A 17260-nucleotide genomic window follows, 5' to 3' on the forward strand; every position below is an offset into this window, starting at 1 on the left:
GGTAGGCTGCTGACGGTCGGCCACCAACCGGCGTGGTCAGGCTTCGATCGTTTCCACACCCACGGTGCTTAGGTGCTCGCGCCAAGTGGCGTCGAGTTGATTGGTGACGAAGAGGTCGATGTCGGTCCAGGGGGTCGACCCGGCGATCGCACGCTGACCGATCTTCGACGCGTCAGCGAGAATCGCCACCCGCCGCCCCTGCCGGGCCATCGCACTGGCGATCTCAGCGTCCATCAGGCTGTTGAATCGCACACCCAGATCGAGATCGACCCCATCGCAACTGAGGAACGTGATGTCCACGCTCAGTTGGGATATCGCGGTGGTAGCCAACGGGCCGCTGGTGCCGAAGGAGGACGCGCGCAGTGCACCGCCGATCACGATCACCTCGAAGGACGGAACACTCGCAAGCCGTTCTCCGATGTTGAGTCCGGACGTGGCGACCCATAGCGGCTGGGCCTGCGATGCGAGTTCCTCGGCCAGTGCAAGCGTGGTGCTGCCGTCGTTGAGCAACAGCGACGAGCGGGGTTTCACCAGGCCGGCTGCCGCAACTGCGATGGCGCCCTTCTCCCGTGCGTTACGGCGCCGCCGGAGATCGAACGCCTCATCCAGGGTGCTCGACGCTGCGGCCAGCGAGGCCCCTCCGCGGACTCGTCTGATCAGTCCGCGGCGTTCGAGCTGGGACAGGTCGCGCCGGATCGTCGGCGTGCTGGCACCCGTCGCCCGCTGCATGTCGTCGAGCGATGCGAAAGGCTGACGCGACAGCAGGTCGAGCAAGTGAGCGTGACGTTCCTCGGCGTGTTGTTCCGGCACAGCCAAACACTGTACTGAGAATCAATTTCGATCATAAGGTTGTTATAACTGATCGATTATGATTCGATCTGTTGTCGTTATCTCTTCGCGGTGGAGGTTGTTGGTGGCATCACAAGAATTCCCGGCAGCAGAGGCGTTGGTAACGCCGACGCCGCTGACGCGTCACGGTCGGGTGACCCGGGTATGGGCCGGAATCGACCAGGGCACCACGAGTACCCGCACAAACCTGTACGACGATGCCGGACAGTGTGTCGCAACCGCCCGGCGGCAATCGATCACCACGCACCCGTTTCCCGGCTGGGACGAGCAGGATGGCAATGCGCTGGTCTGCGCCATTGACGAGACTGTGCGCGAAGCGATGGCCTCGGTGCCCGGGGCGGACCTGGCCGGCATCGGCCTGGCCAATCAGGGCGAGTCCATCATCGCCTTCGACAGGCGCACAGGGGAACCGCTCTCGAAGGCGATCTTGTGGTCGGACCGCCGTGCCGGAGCCATTGTCGAGGGGTTCGCCACCACTGCGGCAGCATCGCGCGTCGAAGAGATCACCGGGCTGCGACCTGATCCTTACTACTCGGCTCCCAAGATCGCCTGGGCACTGCTCAACGAGCCTGCGGTCACCGCCGCGGCCGCCGCCGGCACACTCGCAATCGGAACACTGGACGCGTTCTTCATCTTCCGGCTCGCGCATGGCGTGTATGTGACCGATCCATCCACGGGCAGTCGGACGCAGTTGATGGCCCTCGACGAATTGCAGTTCGACGACACGTGCGCGGCGGCATTCGGCATCGACGTCAATGTGCTTCCGAAGATGGTCGACACCGTCTTCGCCGAGGGTCTGCCGACGACCTTGGGGGCACCGCTGTATGCGACCGCGACCGACCAGTTGGCCGCGATGGCCGCATTAGGCGCAGTCGCACCTGGTGACACCAAGATGACCTACGGCACAGGATGTTTCATCGACACCAACGTCGGGCCGAATCCACGTCGCCCCCGCCACGGACTTATGCCGACCTATGGCTGGACCATCCCCGGCGAACCCAAGGCGTGGGCCATCGAGGGGGGTGTGTTCAGCGTCGCCACCGCCGTCGACTGGTTGGTGGGCTTGGGCATCGCTGAACGAGCCTCACAGGTAGGCGATCTCGCCGCGACGAGCGCCGCGGCGTCGAACTTCGATCTGCGCATGCAGCACCCGCTCTTCCTGCCCAGCTTCACCGGTATCGGGGCGCCGTGGTGGCGTTCGGAGGCAGCAGGCGTATTCGCCGGCCTACGGGCCTCCACGGACCGGCACGACATGTCGTTTGCGGTCCTCGACGGCATAGCCCAGCGAGTGTGCGACGTGGTCAGCGCCGTCGACGCCGAACTCCAGACGCCGGCGAGCCTACGTGCCGACGGGGGACTGAGCGTCAACAAGACCCTCATGCAGCGGCAAGCGGATTTGTGCGGGCGGCCGATCGCCATCGCCGATCACCACGACAACACCGCCGCAGGCGCCGCCGGTCTGGCTGCAATCGGTGCCGGTGAACTCGACCTGGCCGGCCTGGCATCGCGAAGCAAGTTCACTCATACCGTGGAGCCGAATCTGCCCGATCGGTATCGCGAACTCGAGCGCGCTCGCTGGATCGAATTCCTGGAATCCACATCGGCACTCGAACCACCGGCGTTGACCGAAGCCGCCCACCGGCGAACCGAGGAACAGAAGTGATGAGCTCACAGCGCTATGACATCGCGATCATCGGAGCCGGCGTCATCGGCGCGGCGATCGCCTCCGAACTATCAAGGCACTCAGTCAGAGTTGGATGGTTCGAAGCCGCCCACGACGTCGCCGAAGGCGCCAGCAAGGCCAATTCGGCGATCGCCTGTAGTGGCTACGATCTGCCACCAGGCAGTTTGGAATCGGACCTCATTCTGGAAACCAGCCCGCAGTGGGAGACGATCTGCCAGGCGCTCGACGTCCCGTTCCGACGCATCGGCGCCTTGTCACTGGCCTTCGACGACAGCGAAACTGAATCGCTGACGCAGCTGATGGCACAAGCTGCCGACGCCGGAGTCGACGCGGAAATGGTATCTGGCCAGGCGTTGCGCCGACTGGCTCAGACAGCAGCACCTACTGCCGTCGACGGGTTGCACGTACCGGCCGAGGGCATTATCGATCCGATCAGACTGACGATCGGATTGGCAAAGCTCGCCGTTCGCAACGGAGTAGACCTGCGCCGATCGACGCCCGTCACTGGCTTCTGGCACCACTCGTCCGGTGAGATCAGCCATGTCGTCACCCCTTCCGGCGCCATCGCGGTTGGCGCTGTGATTAACGCGGCCGGCGTGAACGCAGACCTCATCACCGATGCCGCTGCCGCTGAACCGTTCACGATGTGGCCCCGAAAAGGGCAGTTCCTATTGCTGGATCGCGCAGTGGGCCATCTGGTGCCCAAAGTCATATGCACCGCGCCGACCCCGCACACTCGTGGAATCTATGCCGTGCCGACCACGAATCGGACGGTGCTTGTGGGGCCGACCGCTGATGATGGGCAGGACCGCACAGACAAGTCCACCGACGGGGACACCCTTGACCGGGTGTGGGAGCGGGCCAGGCGGCTGCTGCCCGACGGCATCGACCGCCGCTACGTGACTAAGGCGTTCTCGGGTCTACGGCCGGCCAGCGACCGCACCTACCGGCTCGAGGTATCGCCGAAGACACCGAATTTGGTGCACGCCGCGGGCATTCGATCGACCGGTGTCTCTGCTGCACCAGCGGTTGCTCGCTATATCGCGAACCTCGTCTCCACCGAAGTCATGGCGCTGAATCCGAAACCGCGTGCAACCGAGTCGATTCCGGCGCTACCCAGATTGGCCGAGGCGACCACCGACGGCGCGGCCGATGAGTTTGCGAGCAGGCCGGGTGCTTCGCCCGACCAGCACCCAATGGTGGTGTGCGCGTGTGAACACGTGACGGCTGCCGAGATCGCAGCCGAATGCCGCGGACCAGTGCCGGCGACATCAATTGACGGCGTACGCAAACGTACGCGAGCGACCGCTGGCCGTTGTCAGGGCGCGTACTGCTCGGTGGGCGTCAGCTTCATTCTCTCGGCGGCCACCGGCGAAAAACCCGGTGAAATCCGTCAGGGCGAACCCGGATCACAGTGGGAGACCGGTGCCGAATGACCACAACCAGACCGCGCATCGCCATCGCCGGTTCGGGGCTCGCAGGCCTGAACTGTGCGGTGGGCCTCGCTCCATCGGCAGATGTGATCGTCTACGAACGACTGCCCCTCGCAGGTGGTGAGCACTGGGAAGAACCGCATCACCGCACGCTCGTTCGGCAGGCTCGCCTCGATGGCGTCCGATTCGCCGCGGGCACCCAGGTCGTGCGGTGGGAAGGCGACCGGCTGCTGGCGGTGGGCGAAGGCGGCGGAATCGCAGCCGCAGACGCGCTCGTCGTTGCCACCGGTCACCGGCCGCCCACCCGTACAGAATTGCGCATCGATGGCAACCGATGTGCCGGGGTGGTCCCCGCCACGCTCGCACTGCATCTGCTCCAACAACGGGTCCGCCTTGGACGTCACGTCGTTATCATCGGCGACTCGCCGTGGGCGGCTGAATGCATTGCAACGATGAAGTCCGGCACGAACTGTGATGTCCAGATCGCGTGGGTCGGCGGCCCGCGTCGATCTACGCATCCGGATGTGACTGTCATGCCGGAGGCCAGAGTGAGCGCAACCCATGGAATGCCGCGAATCACGGGTGTCACCGTCGGGTCCGCGACCACGGCCGAGCACCTCATTTGCGACAGCTTGATTCTCGCTGGACCGGCAGTCCCGTACCGGAACATCGACGGTGCCGTCCTGGACGACGAACCCGCGATCTATGCGCAGGGAAGCCCAGCCGTCATGGCGAATCCCGCTCAGATCGGCATGATGGCTGCCCGCCGTGCACTGGAATACGCCCAGGCTGAACCCCATTCCCACATACCCGTGCTTCCCAGGATTGGACTGCCCCAATGAAAGTAACCTCACCCGTCGGCGAGTTCCCCTACACCTTTGAGCGGATCCGCTTCGAAGGAACACGCATCGTGGCCGAAGGGCGAATGGGAACTTGGCCTGCTCGGATCGAAGCGGGGGTGTCGGACATTCCTCGTGCGATCCGGATCGGTGCCGCCGCCACCGCACTCGGCGTTCTGATCGGCGGAGGCATCCGGCGACGCCGAAATTTTAAGAGGCTCAATGGGTAGCCGATCGAATCCGGCGCCTACCTCCCAGATCCCTCCCTGGTCGACCTTTCAGAAAGAACAACGTCAATGGCCACATTAGGAAACATCGTCATCTATCTCATGATGGCGTTCGTCGTGATCGGTGCATGCGCGCTGGCCTTCCGCGGTGATCGAGGAATCGGCGGAGAATTCCGCGAGGGCATCTACGCACTCGGCCCGCTTTTCGTTCCGGTCGCGGGAATCATGGCCGGGCTGCCGTACCTGTCCTGGTTCGTCGAACATGTACTCGGCAAGGTCTATGCCCCCTTCGGTGCGGACGCCGCCATGGCGGCAAGCACGCTGATCGCCAGCGATATGGGCGGTTATCAACTCGCGCACGCGACGGCGGATTCCACTGGGGCCTGGATGACGGCCTCGATCACCGGCTTCCTCTCCGGAGCCACCATCTCGTTCATCATCCCGGTGGGCCTGGCCATCTTGAACGTACGTGACCACAAGTACTTCGCCCTCGGCATCATGAGCGGCATCCTGACCGTTCCGATCGGCGTGCTGGTCACCATGACGATCCTGATCACCACCCACTCGCCGGTGCGTGACTCGGTCACCACAGACGGCGCATCGACAGCGTCCCTCGACGGTTTCGGTATCGGTGACGTTCTGATCAACATGCTGCCGGTCATCATCGTCACCGTGGCCATCGCGGCCGGACTGTATTTCGCGACTCGTGCCATGATCACCGGGTTCATCTGGTTCGGGCGCGTCCTCAACGCCGCGATCTATCTGGTGCTGGCCGTCTCCATTGTCGATCACGTCACTGGGGTCTTCAGCTCGTGGTTCAGCTGGTGGGGATTCGAACCGATCATCGCGACAGCGGATGATCAGATGCGGGCGCTCGAGGTCGTCGGCAACATCGCCATCATGTTGGCCGGGGCGTTCCCACTGGTCTATGCGATCCGCACATACGTGGACAAGCCACTCACGGCGATCGGCAAGCGGCTGGGCATCAGTACCGAGGGCACGGCCGCCCTGCTGGCCGCCACCACCAACATGCTCGCGGCATTCCATCTCATCCGCAGAATGCCGGCCAAAGACAAGGTGCTCGTGGTGGCCTTCGGCACGACATGCTCGGCACTGATCGGCGACCACCTCGCGTTCACCGCCAACTTCCAGCCAAACCTGATCGCGCCGTTGATGATCGGCAAGATCGTAGCGGGTATCACAGCAATGCTGCTGGCGCTGTGGATAGCGGTGCCGACGGCGAAGCGACTGGAGCGTGAGGAGGCCGAAGCCGAAGGTGTCGATCTTGACGGAGGTGCGCCACTCAGTGATGACGACGAAATCCAAGCGCCTGAGCCCGCCCAGTCTTAGCGGCGCTCGGGAACCAAACCGCCCTGCGGTGCGTCTGAATGATTGTGCGGCAATTCTGTGAACCCCCAGCCCGGTCGGCCGTTGCGGCCGACCGAGATTCCGCCAACCGAATGTTGGCTGACTACATGGCCGGCTATGCCGAGGCGCTCGCGGACAGCCAGCCCGACCGGCAGCGCGGCGTGGTCACCGACGATTGAGCGGTCCGCTCAGAGCTTGCCGGCAGCAGCCTCGTCGAGCAGCCACACGGTCTTCTCACGGCCGGCTGCGCCTGCGGCGGGCACGTCCTTCGGATCGGCGCCGCCGATCGCGGCGGCCACCGCATCTGCCTTGGCCTCGCCCGACACCACGAGCCACACCTCACGCGAGTTATGGATGGCGGGCAGCGTCAAGGTAATTCGCCGGGGCGGTGGTTTGGGGGAGTCGGAAACGCCTACGACCAGACGACTGGTCTCCCGCACGGCCGGGGTGTCTGGGAAAAGCGAATTGATGTGTCCCTCGCCGCCCATGCCGAGCAGGTGTACGTCGAACTCGGGCCCCGGAGCGTCGAAATTGGCGACCAGGACCTGCGCGTACCCGTCGGCGGCCGCGTCGAGGTCGTCTCCGAACTCGCCGTCGCTGGCGGCCATCGCATGCACGTTGACGTCCGGTATCTCGACGTGGTCAAACAGCGCCTCACGGGCCTGCTTGTCGTTGCGTTCGTCGTCATCTTGCGGCACGAAACGCTCGTCGCCCCAGTAGATGTGGACCTTGTCCCAGTTGATCTCGGCGCTGCGCTCTCGGACGCGTTTGAGCAGGCCGACGCCGGTGCCGCCACCGGTCACCACGATCGCCGCCTGACCGCGCGCGTCGATCGCAGATTTGATGGCGTCCACCAGTCGGTCACCGGCGGCCGCCACCAGCGCCGCGCTGTCGGGATAGCGTTCGATCTGCGTGCTCATGCGTACCGGACCTTGTCGATGCCTTGCAGTGCCTCGTGAAAAATCTCGTCGGCGTCCAGCCGTCGGAGGTCCTCGGCCAAACATTCCTTGGCTTCTCGCCGCGCCAACGGCAGCAACGCGTCGGGCCTTCCGGTACGGGACAGGGTCGCGGTGATCCCGGTCTGCGGACGCGCCAGCGTCACGGTTTCGCTGGCCCGGTTGAGTTCCACCTTCAACTCGCCGACCGCACGCGTCACCGGCCCGTCGATCCGGCTGGCCAGCCAGCCGGCAAGGAGGTCAAGGGCGGGTTCCTCTTTCAACCCAGACACCACCGCGGACGAGATCGGCTCGTAGGGCGGCTGGTCGATCGTCGAGGCCAGCAGCGCCCGCCAATAGGTGATGCGACTCCATGCCAGATCGGTGTCGCCCGCGGTGTAGCCGGTGCGGCGGCTCTTGATGCTGGCGAGCGGATCGGCGCCGTTGGTGGCGTCGCTGATCCGCCGAATCGCCAGCTTCCCCAACGGATCCTGCGCCGGAACCGCCGGTGCGGTCGCGGGCCACCAGGCCACCACCGGGGTGTCCGGCAGTAAGAACGGCAGCACCACGCTGCTGGCGTGATCGGCCAGTTCGCCGGACAACCGCAGCACGACCACCTCGCCGGCACCCGCGTCATGGCCCACTCGCAGTTGCGCGTCGAGACGTGGTGCGGCGGCCTCCCGGTCCCCGGCCACCACGACGATCACCCGGCACGGGTGTTCGCGGCTCGCGAAATTGGCGGCCTCGACGGAATCCTCGACTATCTCCTCCGAGTCGGCGGCGATGACGAGCGTCAGGACCCGGCTCAGCGTGAGTGCGCCACCCTCTTCACGCAGGCCGGTGATCTTCTTGTTGACCTTGTTCGTGGTGGTATCGGGCAAGTCGACGATCATTGCTCGACTCCTCCTCGCTCGTCCCTCGCTGCGATGCTCACTCGTCGTCGCCTTCGCGGCATCACGGACGCCTCCATTCGCGGCCCGTGCGGTGCAGCATCTCGTCTGCCGACGCCGGACCCCAGGTGCCCGATTCATACTGCTCGGGCTTGCCATCGGCGGCCCAGTAGTCGAGTACGGGATCAAGGATCTCCCAAGATAATTCGACTTCGGCGTTGACCGGGAAGAGCGACGGCTCCCCGAGCAGCACATCGAGGATGAGCCGCTCGTAGGCCTCGGGAGAATCTTCGGCGAAGGCCGAACCGTAGGAGAAGTCCATGTTGACGTCACGGACTTCCATCGCACTGCCAGGCACTTTTGAGCCGAACCGCAGGGTGATGCCTTCGTCGGGCTGTACCCGGATCACCAGCGCGTTCTGGCCCAGTTCCTCGGTCATGGTGGCGTCGAACGGCAGATGCGGTGCCCGCTTGAACACCAGGGCGATCTCGGTGACCCTGCGGCCCAAGCGTTTTCCGGTGCGCAGGTAGAACGGCACGCCGGCCCAGCGGCGAGTGTCGACCTCGAGTGTGATCGCGGCATAGGTTTCGGTGGTGGAATCGTGGGCGAAGCCCTCCTCGTCGAGCAGCCCCACCACCTTCTCGCCGCCCTGCCAGCCGGCGGCGTACTGACCGCGGGCTGTCGTTTCATCCAGGGGCTCGGCCAGTTTCACCGCGGAAAGGATCTTGATCTTCTCCGACTGCAGCTGGTGCGGGCCGAAGTTGACCGGCTCCTCCAGCGTGGTGAGCGCCAGTAGTTGCAAGAGGTGGTTCTGGATCACGTCGCGTGCGGCACCGATGCCGTCGTAGTACCCGGCTCGGCCACCCAGGCCGATGTCCTCGGCCATGGTGATCTGCACGTGATCGACGTAATTGTTGTTCCAGATCGGTTCGTACAGTTCATTCGCGAACCGCAGCGCCAGGATGTTCTGGACGGTTTCCTTCCCGAGGTAGTGGTCGATGCGGAACACCGACTCCTCGGGGAAGACGCTGTTCACCACGGCGTTGAGCTCGCGTGCGCTCTTGAGGTCGTGGCCGAACGGCTTCTCGATGACCACCCGGCTCCACCGGTGGTCGCGGGGCTGGGCCAGGCCCGACTTACGCAGCTGCTCGCACACCACAGGGAACGCATTCGGCGGAATCGACAGGTAGAACGCGTGATTGCCGCCGGTTCCACGCTCCACGTCGAGTTTGTCGAGCGTCTCCGCCAGCCGCCCGAACGCTGCCTCGTCGTCGAATGTGCCCTGAACGAACCGGAATCCCTCGGCCAGGCGGTCCCACACCTCCTGGCGGAACGGGGTGCGGGCGTGTTGCTTGACCGCGTCGTAGACGACCTGGCCGAAATCCTCGTCAGCCCAGTCCCTGCGGGCGAAGCCGACGAGTGCGAACGAGGCGGGCAGCAGCCCGCGGTTGGCCAGGTCGTAGATCGCCGGCATCAGCTTCTTGCGCGCGAGATCGCCTGTGACACCGAAGATCACCACACCGCAGGGGCCGGCGATGCGCGGCATCCGCTTGTCCCGTTTATCGCGGAGCGGGTTACGCCAGGCAGTCGCCGGCCGGTTGCTGACCGCGGTCATCGCCATCCTCGGCTCTTCGCGCAAGCGCTCATCGCGCGGCGGCAGCGAGTTGACCCTGCGTCGCGTCGAGCAGTTCCTGCCACGACTTCTCGAACTTCTCGACACCCTCGTCTTCGAGCACCTTGAACACGTCCGGCAGGTCGATGCCGATCGCAGCGAGCTTGTCGAAGACCTCCTGGGCTGCGCCCGCGGTGCCGCTGACGGTGTCACCGGTGATTTCACCGTGGTCGGCGACGGCCTCAAGGGTCTTCTCCGGCATGGTGTTCACGGTGTCGGGAGCGACAAGCTCGGTCACGTACAGCGTGTCGGAGTAGTCCGGGTTCTTCACCCCGGTCGATGCCCACAGCACGCGCTGCACGCGTGCGCCGTCGGTCTTGAGCGCGGCGAACTGGTCGCCGCCGAAGACCTCTTCGTAGGCGGCGTAGGCGAGCCGCGAGTTGGCGACGCCGGCCTGCCCGCGCAGCGCCAGCGCATCCTGGCTGCCGAGCTTGTCCAGCCGCGCATCGATCTCGGTGTCCACCCGGGACACGAAGAACGATGCGACAGAATGGATCTTGGCCAGGTCGTGGCCCGCCTCCCTGGCTTTCTCCAGGCCCGCGAGGTAGGCGTCCATCACCGCGCGGTGCCGCTCCACCGAGAAGATCAACGTGACGTTCACCGAAATGCCTTCGGCGATGACGGCGGTGATCGCAGGCAGGCCGGCCAGCGTCGCGGGGATCTTGATCAGCAGGTTGGGCCGGTCGACGATCTTCCACAGCTCGATGGCCTGGAGGATCGTCTTGTCGGTGTCGTGTGCGAGGCGGGGATCCACCTCGATCGACACCCGGCCGTCGACGCCGCCGGAGGCCTCGTACTGCTTGGCCAGCACGTCGCAGGCATTGCGAACGTCGTCGGTGGTCACGGTACGGATGGTGGCGTCCACGTCGGCACCGCGCTCGGCGAGTTCTTTGACCTGCGCGTCGTAGGCGGTGCCCTTGGACAGCGCGGCCTGGAAGATCGACGGGTTGGTGGTGACGCCGACGACGCTGCGGGTGTCAATCAGGTTCTGCAGATTGCCGGTCTGCAGCCGCTCGCGCGACAGGTCGTCGAGCCACACGGACACGCCCGCGGCACTCAGCGCCGCGAGATTCGGGTTCTGAGTCATGATTCGCCTTCTCTACTAGTTCTCGAGTTGTCGGTTAGTTCTCGAGCGATCGCTCCGCTGCGGCTGCCACGGCGTCCGGGGTGAAACCGAACTCGCGGAACAACGTCTTGTCGTCGGCGGAGGCACCGTAGTGCTCGATCGACACGATCTCCCCGGTGTCACCGACCAGCTTGTACCAACTCTGCGCCACCGCGGCCTCAACCGCCACCCGGGCGGACACCGCGGGCGGCAGCACCGAGTCGCGGTAGGACGTCGGCTGCGATTCGAACCACTCCACGCACGGCATCGACACCACGCTGGCGGTGATTCCCTTGTCCGCCAAAATCTTCTGAGCCGCAACCGCAAGCTGCAGCTCGGAACCGGTGCCGATGATGAGCACGTCCGGGTTCTGGTCCGGGGTGCCGCCGAGCACGTAGCCGCCACGGGCCACGCCCTCGGCGCTGGTGCCTTCCAGCACCGGGATGCCCTGGCGGGTCAGGATCATCCCGACCGGGCCGCTGCTGGAGCCGCGCTCAATCACCGTCCGCCATGCGTAGGCGGTTTCGTTGGGATCGCCAGGGCGCACCACCGACAGGTTCGGGATGGCCCGCAGCGCTGCCAGATGCTCGATCGGCTGGTGCGTCGGACCGTCCTCGCCCAGGCCGATCGAATCGTGCGTCCACACGTAGATCGGGTCGATGTCCATCAGGGAGGCCAACCGCACGGCCGGCCGCATGTAATCCGAGAACTGCAGGAACGTCCCGCCGTAGGCGCGGGTCGGGCCGTGCATCACGATGCCGGACAGGATTGCGCCCATCGCGTGTTCACGAACGCCGAAGTGCAGGGTGCGGCCGTACCAGGTGGCGTTCCAGTCGTCGGTGGAGATCGAGGGCGGGCCGAACGAGTTGGCGCCCTTGATCGTGGTGTTGTTGCTGCCTGCGAGGTCGGCTGAACCACCCCACAGCTCGGGCAGTTTCGGTCCGACCGCCGCCAGAACCGCTCCGGAGGCGGCGCGCGTCGCCACCGGCTTGGAATCGATCTCCCAGTGCGGCAGATCGGCGTCCCAGCCCTCGGGCAGCTCGTTCGCGATCAGGCGATCGAGGAGCTTCTTGCGCTCCGGCTCACGCTTGGCCCACGCATCGAAGTCGACCTGCCATTCATCGTGGGCCTGCTTGCCGCGAGCCACGAGCTCACGGGTGTGGGCGATGACCTCGTCACGGACCTCGAAGTTCTTGTCCGGATCGAAGCCGAGCACCTTCTTGGTTGCCGCGACCTCGTCGGCGCCCAGGGCCGAGCCGTGCACCCCGCCGGTGTTCATCTTGGTCGGTGCCGGGTAGCCGATGATGGTGCGCAGTGAGATGAACGACGGTTTGTCGGTCACCTTCTTGGCTTTGGCGATGGCCGCTTCGATGCCGACGACGTTCTCGCCGCTCTCGACTTCCTGGACGTGCCAGCCGTATGCGCGATAGCGGGCGGGAACGTCTTCGCTCAGCGCGATGTCGGTGTTGTGCTCGATCGAGATGTTGTTGTTGTCGTAGAACACGATCAGGTTGCCGAGCTGCTGGGTGCCCGCCAGCGAGGACGCCTCGCTGGTGACACCTTCCTCGATGTCGCCGTCGGAGGCGACGACGTAGATGTAGTGGTCGAACGGGCTGGTGCCCGGAGCGGCATCCGGATCGAAAAGGCCGCGCTCATAGCGGGCGGCCATCGCCATGCCGACCGCCGACGCCAGCCCCTGGCCCAGCGGTCCGGTGGTGATCTCCACACCGTCGGTGTGCCGGAACTCGGGATGCCCGGGTGTCTTCGAGCCCCAGGTGCGCAGCGCTTCGATGTCGGAGAGTTCCAGTCCGAACCCACCGAGATAGAGCTGGATGTAGAGGGTCAGGCTGGAATGCCCGCACGACAGCACGAACCGGTCGCGGCCCAGCCAGTGGGTGTCGCTGGGGTCGTGGCGCAGTTGCCGCTGGAACAGCGTGTAGGCAAGGGGGGCCAGGCTCATCGCCGTTCCGGGATGGCCGTTGCCGACCTTCTGCACCGCGTCGGCCGCGAGCACGCGGACGGTGTCGACCGCAAGGCTGTCGAGCTCGGTCCAATCGTCTGGATGGTTGGGCTGCGTGAGAGCGGTGATCTCTTCGGCAGTGGTCACGAGCTCGCTCCTAAAGTTCTGCTGATGTCTGCACGCTTGACTTGCTGCTACTCCAAACACCCTAATGGGGGCGACTCATCCAATGCAGACAGGTTGGGCACGATTACCGCTTCGTTCACCCAGGGCGGCGACCCGATCGGACCCTGCGATGTGGAGTCTGTCCGGCCGCCGTCTACCATCGTGTGTAGTAGAAGCCGCGTGCCGCCATCCGAGGAGTTAATTGCGTGAGCATTCGCGAGCGCTGGCAGATCAGCGGGGCGCCGAGTCACCTACGCGGCAAATTCCTGGCGTATCTGGCATTGACGAAGCCGCGAGTGATCGAGCTGTTGCTGGTCACCGCAATTCCGGCGATGCTGCTCGCCGATCGGGGCACTGTTGACCCGCTGCTGATCCTCAACACATTGATCGGCGGCATGCTGGCTGCGGCCGGGGCCAACACCCTCAACTGCGTCGCCGACGCGGACATCGACAAGATGATGAAGCGCACCGCCAAGCGGCCGTTGGCCCGGGACTCGGTGCCCACTCGACATGCCCTGATCTTCGGTTTGGTGCTGTCGGTGACGTCGTTCTGCTGGCTGTGGTGGACCACCAACCTGTTGTCGGGTGTGCTCGCGATCGCGACCATCCTTTTCTACGTCTTCGTCTACACGCTGCTGCTCAAGCGCCGTACCTCTCAGAACGTCGTGTGGGGCGGGGCTGCCGGGTGCATGCCGGTGATGATCGGCTGGTCGGCGGTCACCGGGACGATTCAGTGGCCCGCCCTGGTGATGTTCGCGATCATCTTCTTCTGGACGCCGCCACATACCTGGGCGCTGGCGATGCGTTACAAGGACGACTACAAGGCCGCCGGGGTGCCGATGCTGCCCACGGTTGCCACCGAACGCCAGGTCACCAAGCAGATCCTGATCTACACCTGGCTGACCGTGATCACCACCCTGGTGCTGGCACTGGCCACCGGTTGGCTGTACGGATCAGTCGCGCTGCTGGCCGGTGCCTGGTTCCTGGTGATGGCCCACCAGCTGTACTCCGGGGTGAAGCGCGGTGAGCCGGTGAAGCCGCTGCGGCTGTTCCTGCAGTCGAACAACTACCTGGCGGTCGTGTTCTGCGCACTGGCCATCGACTCTGCCCTGGCGTTGCCGACCCTTCTCTAGCCGCGAGCAGCTATCCGGGGCTGCGCCCGTGGTGGGATGAAAATCGTGTCGAGTGTGCGGTTTCATACGTGACTCGCCGCTGCGCGCGTATGAAACCGCACACTCGCTCGGCAGTTGTCAGGGCACCAGCACGATCGAGCCGAATGTCTTGCGGCCCTGCAGGTCGGTGTGGGCCTGAGCCGCCTCGGCCAGCGGGTAGCGGCCACCCACCGTGATGGTGATCGAGCCGTCGGCGATGGCATTGATCAACTCACCTGCCCGCCACGAGAACTCGTCGGGAGTGCGGGTGTGGTGCGCCAACGTCGGCCGGGTCAAGAAGACGGATCCGGCCGAGTTGAGCCGCTGCGGATCGACCGGGGGAACCGGTCCGCTTGCCGCGCCGAACAATGCCAGCGTGCCACGCACGGCCAGGCTGGCCATGCTCGCGTCGAACGTCGACGCCCCGACCCCGTCGTACACCGCTGCGACGCCTGCGCCTCCGGTGAGGTCGCGGATCTTCGCCGCGAAGTCCTCTGGGTCTTCGGGGTAATCGAGTACCTCAACCGCGCCGGCCTGCCGCGACAGTTCTGCTTTCTCCGGCGTCGACGCTGTGGTGATCACCCTGGTCCCCAGGCTGGTGGCCCACTGCGTCAGGATCAGCCCGACCCCGCCGGCTCCGGCGTGTACGAGGATGGTGTCCGATGGCTGCACCGCATAGGTGGACTTGATCAGGTAGTGCGCCGTCATGCCTTTGAGCAGGGCTGAAGCGATCGCTTCGGGCGCAACTTCGTCGGGCACGTAAGCCGCGAAATCGGCTGGGGCGACGCAGAAGTCGGCATAGGCACCGACCGCGTTGGCGGTCACCACCCGGTCCCCGACCGCCAGCGCCGCCACATCGTTGCCGACGGCGGCCACCGTGCCGCAGACTTCGGTGCCGACGATGAACGGCACCTCGCGCGGGTAGAGCCCCGATCGGAAATAGGTGTCGATGAAATTCACGCCGATCGCGTCGGCCTTGATCAGCACCTCACCGGGCCCGGGGGAGGGCTCGGGGCGCTCGACATAACTGAGGACTTCGGGTCCGCCGGTCTCGGCGACTTCGATGGCATACACGCCCCCTATCATCCACAACGTGAAGCTCGCCCGTCCGGATGTGTTCCATCCCCGCATCGTGTTCGCCGGTTGCGCGGCCCTGCCGGAGGGGGACGGCGACGACGACGGACTGCTGACCGCTCTGCGAAACCGCGGTCTGCACGCCAGCTGGTTGCCCTGGGACGACCCGGCCACACTCGATGCCGACCTGGTGGTTCTGCGAGCCACCTGGGACTACACCGACCGGCTCGACGGATTCCTCACCTGGACCCGGTCGGTGCGTAACCTCCTCAACGCGCCGGAGCTGGTGGACTGGAACACCGACAAGCGATACCTCGACGATCTGCGGCGCCTCGGCGTGCCGGTGGTTCCGACCCGGTATTTCGAGGTCGACGAGCCGGTGCGGGTGCCTGCCGGCGAAGTGGTGGTGAAACCTGCAGTAGGGGCCGGTTCGACCGGTGCCCAACGCTTCGTGGACGCGACGGCTGCCGCTGCCCATGCCGCGGGGCTGCAGGCCCAGGGCAAGGCTGTGCTGGTTCAGCCCTACGACCCGAGGATCGCCGACGGGGAGACGGCGCTGGTCTTTCTGCGCGGCGAGGAGTCGCACGCGTTCACGAAGGGCCCGATGCTGCCGCCGCCGGGGGACACCGCTGCGTTCGACGAAACCGGCACCTATGCCGAGGAGTCGCTGTCCCCGGCCGATCCCGACGACGAGGTGTGGCGCGTCGGCCGGCTCGCAGTGTGGGCGGTGACCCGGTTGTTCGACATCGAGCCCGACGAACTGCTGTACGCGCGGGTGGACGTGATCGGTGGGCCGGATGATCCGCGGCTGCTCGAGCTGGAACTCGTCGAGCCGTCCCTGGGATTCCGCCAGCTCGGCGAGCCGGCGCGCGAGCACGCCGAGCGGCAATTCGCGATCGGCGTGGAATCAGCCCTGGAGCGGTTCGGGCTCGGTCCGCTCTCGCATCGACGCCCATAGCGCGGCGGTCGCCGCCGTGCAGAGCGCGGCACCGGCGACGTGCACGGCCACCAGCGCGGCAGGCACACCGGTGAAGAACTGCACTGTGCCCACCAGGCCTTGTGCGCACACGAGGGCAACGAGCACGCCCAGCCTCACCATGATCGGCCGGGCAGCCCGCACCGCCATCAGCGCGAAGCCCAGCGCAATCACCACCGACAGGTAGGCGATCAAGAGCGACGAATGCAGATGCACCAGCGTCGTGATCTCGATCTGCAGGCGCGGCACCGGGGCGTCGATGCTCTTGTCGCCGGCGTGCGGGCCGGCACCGGTCACCAGGGTTCCCGTGACGAGGACCGCGGCGAGAGCGATGCCGCTGAGAACGGTCAACTGGCGCAACGGCTTAGGTACCACGGCGGCGGTGACGCCAGTATCTGGCTGGCCCACCTTGACGTAGAGCAGCACCGCCAACCACACCATCGCCATCGAAGCCAGCAGATGGATGGCAACCGTCCACCACAGCAGGCCCGTCAACACCGTGATGCCGCCGATGACGGCCTGCACGACCGTCGAGGCCGGCATCAGCCAGGCGTAGATCAGCACTTCGCGGCGGCGTCGGGCCCGGGTCACTGCCAACACCGCAGCGGCTGCGGTCAGCACCACCAGGAAGGTGATCATCCGGTTGCCGAACTCGACCACCTGATGGACCACGGCGACCTCGGCGTGGGGGACCGGTGTGAAACTGCCGGGGAAGCATTGGGGCCAGGTCGGGCAGCCCAGGCCGGATGCGGTGACCCGCACGATCGCGCCGGTGACGGCGATGCCGCCCTGGGTGAGGATCACAAGGAACGCGATGATCCGCTGGACCCGGAGACTGGGCATGGGCAGCAGGTCGACCAGACGCAGGAAAAGTCGTCCGACGGGCACGGCCTGATCGTAGATGACCCGGAACTACAGCGCGTAGTAGGGCT

The 17260-nt window shown here is 65.7% G+C and carries 15 protein-coding genes; 7 read left to right on the forward strand and 8 right to left on the reverse strand.

Annotated elements, in window-relative coordinates; genetic code table 11:
- Window positions 1–36: 36 nt before the first annotated feature.
- Window positions 37–810 carry a DeoR/GlpR family DNA-binding transcription regulator gene (locus tag ABQF30_RS09510; protein WP_448462649.1) on the reverse strand — a complete coding sequence of 258 codons (774 nt, stop codon included), beginning with the start codon at window positions 808–810 and terminating at the stop codon, window positions 37–39.
- A gap of 103 nt (window positions 811–913) precedes the next feature.
- Here ABQF30_RS09510 and ABQF30_RS09515 point away from each other — a divergent pair, with 103 nt between their 5' ends.
- The 5 genes from ABQF30_RS09515 (at window position 914) to ABQF30_RS09535 (ending at window position 6579) form a co-directional block, all read left to right on the forward strand.
- Window positions 914–2512 carry an FGGY family carbohydrate kinase gene (locus ABQF30_RS09515; RefSeq protein ID WP_448462651.1) on the forward strand — a complete coding sequence of 533 codons (1599 nt, stop codon included), beginning with the start codon at window positions 914–916 and terminating at the stop codon, window positions 2510–2512.
- Window positions 2512–3969: an NAD(P)/FAD-dependent oxidoreductase gene (locus tag ABQF30_RS09520; protein ID WP_448462653.1), complete on the forward strand. Its 1458-nt coding sequence runs from the start codon at window positions 2512–2514 to the stop codon at window positions 3967–3969. The genes ABQF30_RS09515 and ABQF30_RS09520 overlap by 1 nt, the downstream gene beginning before the upstream one ends.
- Window positions 3966–4808, forward strand: coding sequence for an FAD-dependent oxidoreductase (locus ABQF30_RS09525; RefSeq protein ID WP_448462655.1), 843 nt, complete (start codon window positions 3966–3968; stop codon window positions 4806–4808). Before ABQF30_RS09520 ends, ABQF30_RS09525 begins: the two co-directional genes overlap by 4 nt.
- 293 nt (window positions 4809–5101) lie before the next feature.
- Complete coding sequence (locus tag ABQF30_RS09530) at window positions 5102–6382, forward strand: ethanolamine utilization protein EutH (protein WP_448462657.1); 1281 nt, start codon at window positions 5102–5104, stop codon at window positions 6380–6382.
- 38 nt (window positions 6383–6420) lie between these two features.
- The gene (locus ABQF30_RS09535) at window positions 6421–6579 is read left to right on the forward strand and encodes a hypothetical protein (protein ID WP_448462659.1); all 159 of its coding nucleotides are present in this window, start codon (window positions 6421–6423) and stop codon (window positions 6577–6579) included.
- 9 nt (window positions 6580–6588) lie between these two features.
- On the opposite strand, the gene pgl is transcribed toward ABQF30_RS09535, so the two are convergent.
- From pgl to tkt, 5 genes are all read right to left on the reverse strand, one after another.
- Window positions 6589–7320 (reverse strand): 6-phosphogluconolactonase, encoded by a 732-nt coding sequence (pgl, locus tag ABQF30_RS09540; RefSeq protein ID WP_448462661.1) that lies wholly within the window; start codon window positions 7318–7320, stop codon window positions 6589–6591.
- Window positions 7317–8228, reverse strand: a complete 912-nt coding sequence (gene opcA / locus ABQF30_RS09545; protein WP_448462663.1) for a glucose-6-phosphate dehydrogenase assembly protein OpcA — start codon at window positions 8226–8228, stop codon at window positions 7317–7319. The genes pgl and opcA overlap by 4 nt, the downstream gene beginning before the upstream one ends.
- Window positions 8229–8289: 61 nt before the next feature.
- Window positions 8290–9840 (reverse strand): glucose-6-phosphate dehydrogenase, encoded by a 1551-nt coding sequence (zwf, locus tag ABQF30_RS09550; protein ID WP_448463578.1) that lies wholly within the window; start codon window positions 9838–9840, stop codon window positions 8290–8292.
- A gap of 28 nt (window positions 9841–9868) precedes the next feature.
- Window positions 9869–10984: a transaldolase gene (tal, locus tag ABQF30_RS09555; RefSeq protein ID WP_448462664.1), complete on the reverse strand. Its 1116-nt coding sequence runs from the start codon at window positions 10982–10984 to the stop codon at window positions 9869–9871.
- Between the two features lie 34 nt (window positions 10985–11018).
- Window positions 11019–13109, reverse strand: coding sequence for a transketolase (gene tkt, locus ABQF30_RS09560; protein ID WP_448462666.1), 2091 nt, complete (start codon window positions 13107–13109; stop codon window positions 11019–11021).
- Between the two features lie 224 nt (window positions 13110–13333).
- On the opposite strand from tkt, the gene ABQF30_RS09565 reads away from it, so the two are divergent.
- Window positions 13334–14260, forward strand: a complete 927-nt coding sequence (locus tag ABQF30_RS09565; protein ID WP_448462668.1) for a heme o synthase — start codon at window positions 13334–13336, stop codon at window positions 14258–14260.
- Between the two features lie 117 nt (window positions 14261–14377).
- Here ABQF30_RS09565 and ABQF30_RS09570 read toward each other — a convergent pair whose 3' ends face one another.
- A complete protein-coding gene (locus ABQF30_RS09570) occupies window positions 14378–15352 on the reverse strand; it encodes a quinone oxidoreductase family protein (RefSeq protein ID WP_448462670.1) in 975 nt (324 codons plus the stop codon).
- Window positions 15353–15371: 19 nt separating this feature from the next.
- Between ABQF30_RS09570 and ABQF30_RS09575 the strand changes: the two genes are divergently transcribed.
- Window positions 15372–16310: an ATP-grasp domain-containing protein gene (locus ABQF30_RS09575; protein ID WP_448462672.1), complete on the forward strand. Its 939-nt coding sequence runs from the start codon at window positions 15372–15374 to the stop codon at window positions 16308–16310.
- Here the strand turns inward: ABQF30_RS09575 and ABQF30_RS09580 are convergent.
- A complete protein-coding gene (locus ABQF30_RS09580) occupies window positions 16260–17216 on the reverse strand; it encodes a COX15/CtaA family protein (RefSeq protein ID WP_448462674.1) in 957 nt (318 codons plus the stop codon). The genes ABQF30_RS09575 and ABQF30_RS09580 overlap by 51 nt on opposite strands.
- Window positions 17217–17260: the final 44 nt, after the last annotated feature.

The sequence above is a fragment of the Mycolicibacterium sp. XJ870 genome (assembly GCF_053483975.1).

Coding starts and splice junctions, on each gene's coding strand:
- ABQF30_RS09520 (WP_448462653.1), top strand. CDS start 2,512: ATGAGCTCACAGCGCTATGACATCGCGATCATCGGAGCCGGCGTCATC.
- tal (WP_448462664.1), bottom strand. CDS start 10,984: ATGACTCAGAACCCGAATCTCGCGGCGCTGAGTGCCGCGGGCGTGTCC.
- ABQF30_RS09530 (WP_448462657.1), top strand. CDS start 5,102: ATGGCCACATTAGGAAACATCGTCATCTATCTCATGATGGCGTTCGTC.
- zwf (WP_448463578.1), bottom strand. CDS start 9,840: ATGACCGCGGTCAGCAACCGGCCGGCGACTGCCTGGCGTAACCCGCTC.
- opcA (WP_448462663.1), bottom strand. CDS start 8,228: ATGATCGTCGACTTGCCCGATACCACCACGAACAAGGTCAACAAGAAG.
- ABQF30_RS09535 (WP_448462659.1), top strand. CDS start 6,421: ATGATTGTGCGGCAATTCTGTGAACCCCCAGCCCGGTCGGCCGTTGCG.
- pgl (WP_448462661.1), bottom strand. CDS start 7,320: ATGAGCACGCAGATCGAACGCTATCCCGACAGCGCGGCGCTGGTGGCG.
- ABQF30_RS09525 (WP_448462655.1), top strand. CDS start 3,966: ATGACCACAACCAGACCGCGCATCGCCATCGCCGGTTCGGGGCTCGCA.